Origin of the sequence: Corynebacterium sp. H130 (genome assembly GCF_037572395.1) — a bacterium.
GTDB lineage: Bacteria > Actinomycetota > Actinomycetes > Mycobacteriales > Mycobacteriaceae > Corynebacterium.
This window is the reverse complement of sequence record NZ_JBBHLA010000002.1, coordinates 334789-345342: the sequence shown is the minus strand read 5'-3', so window position 1 is coordinate 345342 and position 10554 is coordinate 334789. Positions and strand designations below refer to the sequence as shown.

The following is a 10554-nucleotide window of genomic DNA, read 5'->3' as shown; positions in this document are numbered from 1 at the left end:
TACGTCAGGGAACAAACCTGTTTTAGATTCTCTCGAAGAAGCTTGTCACAATTTTCGACCCTGTAACCATAGTCGGGATTTGCGTAGCATATGTCGTGGATTGCGCATGGCCCCCTTCATCTCCGAGATCAAGCGTGTTGCCGGAGCTCAAGAAGGTGAAGCTCGACATCGTCTAAGCTCTGCCTGACTTTTCGGGCATTCTGATTGCTCCAGACGAGCCGGGCGTGTGCGCCGAGGCCTTCGCTCTGGCTTCTAAGAAGGGGCCACACCTCGGTGAACGTGGGGAACGCTCGTGCGTGCCTCCTTCGGGCGCTTTGGCGACGATGCCCTGGTCCGCGCCGACGAGGATGACCTTGTCGACTACGCGCTGGATGACCTACAGAAAATCACCGGATTTGATGGTCGTGCAGCCGGGCTTTCCGAGATTTTCGTGCAGCGCTGGTTCGACGGCATCCCGTGCTACAACGACACCCACCTGGAAACCGTGGCAGCTGTGCGCGCTGCACTCGCAGATGTAGAAGGCATCGAGGTAGCCGGTGCCTGGGCTGACGGTGTCGGAATTCCGAATGTTATTGCTGGTGCTCGCGCTGCGGCTGGGCGGTTGGTTTAGTCTCGGGGCAGTGTTCGCAGTGCGCCAAATCTCCTGAGCAAGGTCAAGAAAGCGGAAATTGGCGAAGCAAGAAAAGGGAGGATAAATAAGAACCCTGTTTGTGCCGTTTCGTAATTGAATTGTTTGGTCGATACCCATGCGATACTGCCGAAAATGAATAGGAATAAATCGTATCGAAACTTGCCGATTGCAATTTTGTTCAAAAGTAGCGATTGGATAAGGCATATCGGTGCGATCATGAATCCAAAGACTTGAAAAAACATCGAGATTTCATCTTCGTAACGCATTACTGACCCAGTACCTATTGAAGTCAAGACCGCAATGATGATGAAAAGGATTTCGATGACCGGGACTCGCCAATATCGAACTGAAGATAGCGGCGAGTTTCGAGTCGTTGGCGCTAGAGACTCTACCAATTTGAGACATACTCTCCGGTCTGTACTACTGCAAATCGGGTGTGGGCTTCCGCAATGCATTCCTGTGCAACTGACTGCGATGTGTACACTCCTCGGCAATTTTCAATCCTAAGTTCCTTGAACTTAGGATTGCAGAACCTTGTTCTGTTTTCTCAGTCGTCATATCTGATGAAGCATTGATCGTGGATTGCGCATGGGCCTCGGAAATCTGCAATTAGAAGAGCTTGTGGGGCTCTCCCTCCCCAAAGGTCCGTCGACCAAGTGCAGAAATCATGCACTTTCCTGCGAATTGCAGGCAAGGTACTTGGCTCAGCTTGGCTGTGATGCACCCTCACCATGAAAAAGGTTGGCAATTCCTGGCGCTCCTTGAGTTGTATAAGGTACGCGCCATCGGAATAGAACAATAAGAATCATTTGGCGAACTTCGCGCGGCATTGACCGGCATCGGTTGAAGTTTCGGATATGTCAGTGGCGGCCCGAGTCTTCACATTCCGATCAGTAAGAAGTTTTGAGCTCGGTCGAAAGACGCGCCTTAAGTTACCATTCAGCTTGAGAACCTCCAGTTGTCTGGAAACGTACGTGGTCTTTCCAACTTGAAAGGTGAGAGTGCGAAGGTGCTGATCCAGGGAACTTTGAGGACCCATACATCTTCCCATTCAAATTCAGTTGATCTAGATATGTATGCCTCGCAAGCACATTTAGAACTAAAAGCAATGATTCCAACTGGGTCAGAAAAGTCAAGGGCTTCGCAATCATCTTGAGTCATTCCTCCCTGAAAGACAATGAATACTTTGTTGTCGGGATCTGGTTGTGTACCGTGGCAAATTAATGGAATTGTTTCCCAGGTAATGAGGTATTTGAATTTTCGAGCTTTGCGTTCAAGTTCTATGGCATCGCTTTCTTTGGGAAAAGCGGCGCAAAAGACATCGAATCGCTGATCGGAGACAGCACGGCCTTCCTTAAAAGCAGTTCTTCGCCTGTAGCACAGATGAAGATCCATTTTTATCTCGTGCATTATGGAATCTCGCATTCGAGCCGAGTAGGTGAGCTGTACGCCCGGGCATAGAAGACTCCTTCTGCGGTTTGAATTGTCCCTTCAGTCACGCCAATCAGGCTTGTCTTTACATTTCCTTCGCATTGCTGTTCAACGTCCTTAGAAATGTATTGAACTGTGAATCCTCGCTGCTGATGCTTGGGTTTCGTACTTGTGTATTTCGTAACAATGGCTGTTTGATCTGCTGCGTCGGGCGCTTTCTTCCACAGATGATAATATTTGTAACGGAGGGTGCTCTTGTGTTGAACAGAGTTAATCGGATACTCGCACCTCGTAACCGGTTTGAATCCGACCTTGTTCCAATCTCCACTCTTTCGGAAGTGAATGTTTTCAACTTGAAGCTCACAAGGACCGTATCTTTTTGTTCTGGCTCCGGCCGTTTGGGTTAGGTAATTTGTGGACGGTGTTGAACTGCTTATTCCTAATTCGGACAGAGGAATAAGCCCTTGCTCCAAAGCATCAAAGAAGTCGTGTGCCTCTTTTTCGCTGGGAAATAAGAGGTAAGGTATGTTTCCGATGCTGGCCAAAAGATTCACCCAAGGAACTTCGAGTGTCCCATTTTCGAAAGACTGAACGAAGTAATCCTCCTGTTTTTGCTGATCGCTGGTTGGATATCCAAATTCGCTAATTTCATAACCGGCCTCAGACCAGGTCCTTAGAATGGGTTGCAAGATTGGGTGTGCTCCGTGTTGTGGGTGCCAGTAGATCATGCCGAGGGCGAAGCGGTTGAAGCGTCCTATTCCGTCTGGGGTGCCTTCTTCGTCGGTTGCTGGGTATCCGAGTGGGCCCTTTTCTTCTCCGGTTTCGATCCATTTTTCCAGGATTTTGCCTTCGATAGAGACGTGTCCGGACAGTGTGCCGTAGATGCGTCCGCGTTGGAAAGATTGTTTGCGGCCGACGTTATCGCCGGTGCCGATTTCATCGGAGGTGGGGTAGCCGAGGCGTCCTTGTTCCCAGCCGTTGCGTGCCCAGACGATGGAGTTATGTGTTGTTACTGACCATGCTCCGGTGTCGGGGTGCCAGTAGATGAATCCGTTGTCGAATTCGGTGCGTTTGCCCACTCCGTCAGGATTGGTAAGTTCATCAGAGCGGGGAAGCCCAAGGAAGTTGATGGGGTTTTGGCCAGCCCATGCAATGGCCATGGATTCGTATTTTTCCCGGATGGCGCCGCAGACTTGGTGTTCTCTGGGCCAGTAGGTGCGGCAGTTCTCTGCTGCCATGGGCTGGATGAGGGGTTCTTCTCCTGGTTTCGTGATGCCGCGTTGCTTGGCTTCTAGGACTTCTGCTTTGTCTGCTTGTTCTTTCGTGACGCCGTCGGGAAGTGGGATTCGATCTGATCGCATTTTCCCTGGGATGATTTCCGGCTGTGGTTCACCCAAATCGGTCGGAAGGGCGTGTTCGTAGTAGTGGTTGTCGATGTTGTTTTTGTTCATGCCGGGCTCATTGAAGTCCCAGTCAGAGGTGTCAACATCGTAGATGTCCCGTTCACCAGGGGCGCGCAATTCATCGAGGTTGGTGGTTGGCGCGACGGGGTCTGCAGTGGCCGGGTCAAACGCCTCTGGCGCGGTTACCTGTGTGGTGAGCTCTGTTTCCTGCGCTGACGCAGGAACAGGATTAAAAGCAATTGTGGCGAGCACGGTTATCGTGGCACCGAGTTTTTTTATGGCGGCTGTCATGAGCTGGTCCTAATGGAATCCGATGGGCTAGTTGTTGACGTATTGACATTAACTGTCGTTAGTCAATTTCCGACTATATAGTATTGCCATCAAAAGTTCTTGCCGATGAAAGCTGAACTTCCTAGGCTGCGACCCATTCACCGGTGATACGCCAGGTAGGGCACAATAGAGGGCATGACAAAGAACGCCCCGCTTCTCGATGCCATCGCAGGCAAGACCCCTTCCCGAACCCCTGTCTGGTTCATGCGCCAAGCTGGACGCTCCTTGCCGGAGTACCGCAAGGTCCGCGAGGGAATTTCTATGCTGGATTCCTGCTTCATGTCGGAGCTGCTGGCGGAGATTACGCTGCAGCCGGTGCGCCGTCATGACGTTGATGGCGCGATCTTGTTCTCTGACATCGTGGTGCCACTGAAGGCTGCGGGTCTGCCGATCGATATTGTTCCTGGTCGCGGCCCTGTTCTTGCCGATCCGATTCGCACGATGTCAGACATTCAAAATCTTCCGATCTTGGAGCACGACGTAAAAGAGGTGCAGGAAGGTATTCGCATCATCCAGGAAGAACTGACGGATCAGCAGACCCTGATCGGTTTCGCCGGCGCGCCATTTACCTTGGCCAGCTACCTGATCGAGGGCGGTCCTTCCAAGAATCACGAAAAGACCAAGGCCATGATGCATGCTGAGCCTGAGGTGTGGCATGCCCTGATGAATCGTCTGACACCGACGATTATCAATTGGCTGCGTGGTCAGATCGATGCTGGCATTGAAGCGATGCAGCTGTTCGATTCTTGGGCTGGCTACCTCACCGAGCGTGACTACCGTGAATTCGTCTTGCCTTACTCCACCGAAATCCTGGAGTCGGTGAAGGACATCCCGCGCATCCACTTCGGCGTGGGCACGGGCGAAATCCTCGGCGCAATGAGCGAAGCAGGGTCCGAAGTGATGGGTATCGATTGGCGAGTGCCACTCGATGTTGCCGCCAAGCGAGTGCATGCAAAGGTGCTGCAAGGCAACCTAGATCCGGCAATCCTTTTCGCAGGCACCGAAGCTATGGCCAAGGAAATCAACCGGATCAAGGACGAAGCGCAGACCGCCATTAATAATGGTGACGCCATCGGCCACATCTTCAACCTGGGCCACGGCGTCATGCCAAACACTGACCCAGATGCCATCACCGAAGCAGTCCGCATTATCCACTCCTAGGAGAAACAATGAAGTACGCCATCATCGGAGCTGGCCTCGCGGGTCTCACCGCTGCCTACGAGCTGCGCCAACTCGATCCGCAGGCTGAAATCGACGTGTTCGAAGCCGATGAGCGCATCGGTGGCAAGCTCTACACGGTGCCATTCGAATCCGGTCGCACCGATATGGGCGCCGAGGGCTTCCTGGCGTTCCGCAAGGATGCTGTTGAGTTCTTTGAAAAGCTCGGCCTCGGGGACGCCATTGTCGCACCATCCGGCCTCAAGTCACTCTTCTACTGTGGTGGCGAGCTTCATGCGATTCCGATGGGCGGTGCAATGGGAATCCCCGCGAAGTCTGACGGCCTCGACGGACTTATTTCAAACGAAACCGCCCAAAAGATCGATGCAGAAAAAGACCAGCCAGCCATCGATTGGCAGCGGGGCAAAGACATGTCGGTAGGCAAGCTCGTCCGCGAGCGCTACGGCGATGACGTTGTTGACCACATCGTGTCCTCACTCCTCGGCGGCGTGTACTCCTCTGCAGCAGATGACCTCGGCATCCGGGCAACCATTCCGCAGCTGGCGATGGTGTTCGACAAGATGGTCGCCGAAGGGGAAAAAGTGACGCTGGCGGGAGCCGTCGAAAAGCTTGATGCTGCGCGGGCCAAGAGCACGAGCACCGGGCCGGTTTTCGGGGCGTTCAAGGATGGCTACGCGCAGCTGTACGAGGAGCTTGCTGAGCAGTCCGGTGCGCGGATTCACCTGGACAGCTTCATTTCCGGCATCAAGCGTGTGGCGGGCGGTTTCCAGCTGGAGAAGGCGGAGGGCACCTTTGATCGCGTCCTGGTGACCACCCCGGCACCGACAGCAGCCGCGCAGTTGCGCGCAATCGCGCCGGAAGCTACCGCTGCGCTGCGGAATGTGAAGCTCGCGTCGTCCGTGGTTGTGGGCATGAAGTTCGACTCCGCCGAAGGACTGCCCGACAACTCCGGCATCCTGATCGCCGCCGACGAGCCCGGCGTGCACGCCAAGGCCTTCACCTTGGCGTCCAAGAAGTGGCCTCACCTCGGCGAACGTGGGGGAGCGCTCGTGCGTGCCTCCTTCGGGCGTTTTGGCGACGACGCTCTTGTGCGCGCCGACGAGGATGACCTTGTCGACTACGCGCTGGATGACCTACAGAAAATCACCGGATTTGACGGTCGTGCAGCAGGGCTGTCCGAGATTTTCGTCCAGCGCTGGTTCGGCGGCATCCCGTGCTACAACGACACCCACCTGGAAACCGTCGCTGCGGTGCGCGCGGCACTCGCAGATGTGGAAGGCGTCGAAGTAGCCGGAGCCTGGGCCGATGGCGTAGGAATTCCGAATGTTATTGCTGGTGCCCGCGCTGCGGCGGGGCGGTTGGTTTAGCGTCGGGGCAGTGTTCGCAGTGCGCCAAATCTCCTGAGCAAGGTCAAGAAAGCGGAAATTGGCGAAGCAAGAAAAGGGAGGATAAATAAGAACCCTGTTTGTGCCGTTTCGTAATTGAATTGTTTGGTCGATACCCATGCGATACTGCCGAAAATGAATAGGAATAAATCGTATCGAAACTTGCCGATTGCAATTTTGTTCAAAAGTAGCGATTGGATAAGGCAGATCGGTGCGATCATGAATCCAAAGACTTGAAAAAACATCGAGATTTCATCTTCGTAACGCATTACTGACCCAGTACCTATTGAAGTCAAGACCGCAATGATGATGAAAAGGATTTCGATGACTGGGACTCGCCAATATCGAACTGAAGATAACGGTGAATTTCGAGTCTTCCGCTCGAGAGGATCAACCATGGCTCCAGCCTAGGCGAATCCCAAAAGAGCAGGGCACGAACTGGAGAAACGTCTAACCTATAGGTATGTCCCAAAAAGCTCTGCTGATCCTCACCTTCGGCCTCCAACTCCTAGCGGGCGTGGCCTTCTTCGGCTTTAGCGATTCGGTCAAGACCACGAATTGGCTCGTCGCGGGAGCTTTTGGCATCGTGTCCGGGTTTTTCGGCATTGCCTACGCGCTGAAGCGGAAGTGGGATAAGGCCAGCCGGTTCTGGTTCATCATCGGCAGTATCGGCGTGATGATCGGCTGGGGTTCCTGGGTTTATATCGCGCAGAATGCGACCCCAAGCGACCCGATCATCAACATCACGTGGTTCGCAGCAACGCTGGGCTGTTTCATGCAATTCCTCCTGGCTAGCCAGAAGCCTGCCCAGGGCCGTCGATAAGCCCGCGCGTTTGCCCGCGTCTACAACTTTTGGATAGGGTGGTACACGCTTAAGCTGCGCCAACTTTAGGAGCCTTCATGTCTGTGCCTACCTCTGCAAATACCGCACAATCGGCCGCGTGGTTTGACCGCGCCCGCCTGCTCACCCCGGGTGGCGTGAACTCGCCGGTGCGCGCGTTCGGCAGCGTCGGCGGCCAGGCCCGCTTCATTAAGGAGGCGAAGGGCAGCACGCTTATCGACGTCGATGGCAACGAATACGTTGACCTCTTCTGTTCTTGGGGCCCGATGCTCATGGGCAACGCTCACCCAGAGATCGTCGCAGCGGTTCAAGACGCTGCGACCAGGGGATTGTCCTATGGTGCGCCGACTGTCGCTGAGGTTGAACTCGCAGAGATGGTTGTTGAACGAACCAGCGTAGATGAGGTGCGCTTCGTCAACTCCGGTACCGAGGCCACGATGTCGGCAGTGCGCCTGGCACGCGGTTTCACGGGCCGTCCGAAGATCATCAAGTTTGATGGCTGCTACCACGGCCATGTCGACGCGCTGCTGGCTTCTGCTGGTTCCGGCGTTGCCACCTTCGGTCTGCCAGATTCCCCGGGCGTGACCGGCGCTGCTGCTGGCGACACCATCGTGGTGGAATACAACAATATTGAGGCTGTCCGCGCTGCATTTGAAGCGCATCCTGGCGAGATCGCAGCCGTGATTACCGAGGCCGCCGCGGGCAACATGGGTACCGTTGCGCCACTGCCTGGTTTCAATGCTGCGCTCAAGGAACTTGCTCACGAGCACGGCGCGCTGCTGATCATGGATGAGGTCATGACTGGTTTCCGTACCTCCTACTCCGGTTGGTACGGCGTCGACCAAGTTGCTGGCGACCTCACTACCTTTGGCAAGGTCATCTCCGGTGGCCTGCCTGCAGCTGCGTTCGGTGGCCGCAAGGACATCATGGAGTACCTCGCACCAAACGGCCCGGTCTACCAGGCAGGCACCCTCTCCGGAAACCCTGTCGCGATGGCTGCGGGCATGACCTCGCTGAAGCTCGCGACCCCTGAGGTGTACGAGACCGTGAATCGCAATGCGGATCGTATCGCTGCCCTCATCGGCGATTCCCTAAATAAAGAAGGCGTTGTCCACCACATCCAGCGCGCCTCCAACATGTTCTCCGTTCGCTTCGCAGAGGGCGAGGGCCACAACTTCGCGGACATGAAGAACGCCGATACCTTCCGCTTCCCAGCCTTCTTCCACGCCCTGCTGGATAACGGCGTGTTCGCCTCCCCGAGCGTGTTCGAAACCTGGTTCGTTTCCTCGGCGCTCACCGACACCGACTTTGAAAAGATCGAATCTGCCCTGGCAGTGGCCGCAAAAGCAGCCGCAGCAGCAAAGAAAGAGGCCTAAGTACATGACCGCCACTATCGTTCACCTGCTGCGCCACGGGGAGGTCTACAACCCAGACAAGATCCTCTACGGTCGTCTGCCTGGCTACCACCTCAGCAACCGTGGCCACGAAATGGCAGAGCGCGTTGCCGAAACCCTGAAGGACCACGACGTCACCTACCTCGCAGCATCTCCGCTGCAGCGAGCACAGGAGACGGCACTGCCACTGTCTCGTGTTCTCGGCCTGGATGTGGACGTCGACAAGGGCCTCATTGAAGCTGGCAATCGATTCGAGGGCCTGCGCGTGAAGTCCTGGAAGTCACAGCTGTGGAACCCGGTTCGCTGGCCTCTCATGGCCAACCCAAGCGAGCCAAGCTGGGGCGAGCACTACGACGTCATCGCAGCCCGCATGATGGACGCGGTGGAACGCGCCCGCGTCGCAGCGGAAGGCCACGAAGCGGTGCTGGTCAGCCACGAGTTGCCGGTGGTCATGGTGCAGCGCACCGTGATGGGCAAGCCTCTGGCACACAACCCAGCGATGCGTCAGTGCCGCCTCGCGTCCCTGACCTCCCTCGTGTTCAAGGACGACGAGATCACCGACATCTACTACTCCGAACCAGCGCAGGACCTCTACTGATGAAGCGAGTTATCGCTGCCACGCTCGTGGCCCTCAGCCTTGCCGGCTGCTCCAAGGACGACACCGCAGGTCAGGACGCTGTCGCTACCGGCGGCACCTGGACCTTCGTGGCGCCGGGCGGTCAGACGGACATCAAGTACCCGGAAAACGAACGAAAGCCGATCAAGGAGTTCTCCGGCGAATCCCTGCAGGGCGGCACCATCAACCTGTCTGACTACAAAGACCAGGTCGTGGTGATCAACGCGTGGGGCCAGTGGTGTGGTCCGTGCCGTTCCGAATCGGATGACATGCAGGAGATCCACGAAAAGCTGCAGGAAACCGGCCATGGCACGGTGCTCGGCGTCAATGTGAAGGACTACCAGTCGCAGATTTCCAAGGACTTCATGAAGGACAACGGTCTGACGTACCCATCGCTGTACGATCCGCCGTTTAAGACGGCTGCAGCCATGGGTGGCCTGCCGGCATCGGTCATCCCGACCACGATCATTCTGGATCGCCAGCACCGCCCAGCTGCCGTTTTCCTGCGCGAAGTTACCGCGAAGGACATCCTTGAGGTCGCATTGCCACTGACCAACGAGGCATAAATGGGGCATCAACTTGCAGAGATCGCCACTAGTGGCCCTCTTCTACTCGGGGTGCTCGCGGCCGCGCTTGCCGGACTCGTGAGCTTCGCCAGCCCGTGCGTCGTCCCACTGGTTCCGGGCTACATGTCCTACCTCGCGGGCGTCGTTGGTTCCGATGTGGAACTGAAAGATGGGGAAGTAGTGGCCACGAAAAAGTGGCGCGTCGCTGGTGCCGCATTGCTGTTCATCGCTGGTTTCACTGTCATTTTTGTGCTGGCCACAGCCACGGTGTTCGGCGCGATTTCCACGCTGATGCTGAATCAAGAGCTACTGCAGAGGATCGGTGGCGTGGTCACTGTCCTTATGGGCCTGGTGTTCATGGGACTCGTCCCAGCTTTGGACAAGGACACCCGGCTTCAGCCGCGACGCCTCAGCACCTGGATCGGCGCGCCCCTGCTCGGAGGCGTCTTTGCGCTGGGGTGGACGCCATGCCTCGGCCCAACCCTCGCGGCGATCATCTCTGTTTCCGCAGGTACCGAGGGGATGACGGCGTTGCGTGGTGTCATTCTGATTATCGGCTACTGTCTCGGTCTTGGCCTGCCCTTCCTCTTGGTAGCGCTCGGCAGCGCGAAGGCGATGCGTGGCGTTGGCTTCCTGCGACGCCATTCCCGCACCATCCAAATCATCGGTGGCATCGCCCTCATCATCGTTGGCCTGGCCCTACTGACTGGTCAATGGGCACTGTTCATTAACGTGGTTCGTCAATGGACCGTCAACTACGGCACGACCCTGATCTAGG

9 protein-coding genes and 1 pseudogene are annotated in these 10554 nt (G+C 56.0%); 8 read left to right on the top strand and 2 right to left on the bottom strand.

The features are described 5' to 3' along the window. Positions 1-179: 179 nt before the first annotated feature. Positions 180-610 (top strand): annotated as a pseudogene (locus tag WG939_RS05290) (protoporphyrinogen oxidase); the annotation flags it as partial. 1430 nt (positions 611-2040) lie between these two features. On the opposite strand, the gene WG939_RS05285 reads toward WG939_RS05290, so the two are convergent. Beyond that, the gene (locus WG939_RS05285) at positions 2041-3756 is read right to left on the bottom strand and encodes an LGFP repeat-containing protein (protein ID WP_339983411.1); all 1716 of its coding nucleotides are present in this window, start codon (positions 3754-3756) and stop codon (positions 2041-2043) included. Positions 3757-3930: 174 nt separating this feature from the next. On the opposite strand from WG939_RS05285, the gene hemE reads away from it, so the two are divergent. Both hemE and WG939_RS05275 read left to right on the top strand, forming a co-directional pair. Beyond that, positions 3931-4956: a uroporphyrinogen decarboxylase gene (gene hemE / locus WG939_RS05280; protein ID WP_339983409.1), complete on the top strand. Its 1026-nt coding sequence runs from the start codon at positions 3931-3933 to the stop codon at positions 4954-4956. Positions 4957-4964: 8 nt separating this feature from the next. Further along, the gene (locus WG939_RS05275) at positions 4965-6341 is read left to right on the top strand and encodes a protoporphyrinogen oxidase (protein WP_339983407.1); all 1377 of its coding nucleotides are present in this window, start codon (positions 4965-4967) and stop codon (positions 6339-6341) included. Here the strand turns inward: WG939_RS05275 and WG939_RS05270 are convergent. After that, positions 6338-6757, bottom strand: coding sequence for a hypothetical protein (locus WG939_RS05270; protein WP_339983405.1), 420 nt, complete (start codon positions 6755-6757; stop codon positions 6338-6340). The genes WG939_RS05275 and WG939_RS05270 overlap by 4 nt on opposite strands. 65 nt (positions 6758-6822) lie before the next feature. Here WG939_RS05270 and WG939_RS05265 point away from each other — a divergent pair, with 65 nt between their 5' ends. The 5 genes from WG939_RS05265 (at position 6823) to WG939_RS05245 (ending at position 10553) form a co-directional block, all read left to right on the top strand. Further along, positions 6823-7182, top strand: a complete 360-nt coding sequence (locus WG939_RS05265) for a hypothetical protein (RefSeq protein WP_339983403.1) — start codon at positions 6823-6825, stop codon at positions 7180-7182. 77 nt (positions 7183-7259) lie between these two features. Continuing rightward, the gene (gene hemL / locus WG939_RS05260) at positions 7260-8576 is read left to right on the top strand and encodes a glutamate-1-semialdehyde 2,1-aminomutase (RefSeq protein WP_339983401.1); all 1317 of its coding nucleotides are present in this window, start codon (positions 7260-7262) and stop codon (positions 8574-8576) included. A 4-nt stretch (positions 8577-8580) separates the two neighbouring features. Further along, positions 8581-9192, top strand: coding sequence for a histidine phosphatase family protein (locus tag WG939_RS05255; RefSeq protein WP_339983399.1), 612 nt, complete (start codon positions 8581-8583; stop codon positions 9190-9192). After that, complete coding sequence (locus tag WG939_RS05250) at positions 9192-9776, top strand: TlpA disulfide reductase family protein (protein WP_339983397.1); 585 nt, start codon at positions 9192-9194, stop codon at positions 9774-9776. The genes WG939_RS05255 and WG939_RS05250 overlap by 1 nt, the downstream gene beginning before the upstream one ends. Further along, entirely contained in the window at positions 9777-10553 is a 777-nt protein-coding gene (locus WG939_RS05245) for a cytochrome c biogenesis CcdA family protein (protein WP_339983395.1), read from the top strand. Position 10554: the final 1 nt, after the last annotated feature.